Source organism: Pseudoalteromonas sp. S3260 (assembly GCF_005886925.1).
Lineage (GTDB): Bacteria > Pseudomonadota > Gammaproteobacteria > Enterobacterales > Alteromonadaceae > Pseudoalteromonas > Pseudoalteromonas tetraodonis.
The window spans coordinates 1-407 of sequence record NZ_PNCV01000333.1; the positions used below are offsets into that span (position 1 = coordinate 1).

Annotated in this window: 1 protein-coding gene; it reads right to left on the reverse strand. The window is 50.4% G+C overall.

All coding sequences use genetic code 11. The features are described from left to right. Positions 1–407, reverse strand: a 407-nt coding sequence (locus CWC14_RS18690) for an ABC transporter permease (protein ID WP_171036903.1), incomplete at both ends; no start/stop codon positions are given.

Here is a 407-nt window from a genome sequence, read left to right on the forward strand (position 1 = left end):
ATACAAAGCTTTTAATCAGGCCGTTGAGAACGTCTTTTTCGAAAGACACTTGCGCTTGCATAATAGACCAGAAGCTGCCTCTGTCTACGCCAAGCCAATCTACGCCCACTAAATGTGCGCCGATGATGGCAATAGCAGAGAAGATCAGCGCAAGCAGCGGCATACTAATCATGCCGGCCCAAAAGCGTGGTGAAATGACGCGCTTTAGCGGGTCTACAGCCATCATTTCTAAACTCGTTAACTGCTCGGTGGCTTTCATTAAGCCTATTTCGGCGGTTAACGCACTACCAGCGCGACCAGCAAATAACAGCGCCGTCACCACCGGCCCTAGTTCGCGTAATAGGCTCAAAGCAACCAGTGGCCCCAAGCTATCTTCTGCGCCGTAATCAACTAATACGGTATAGCCT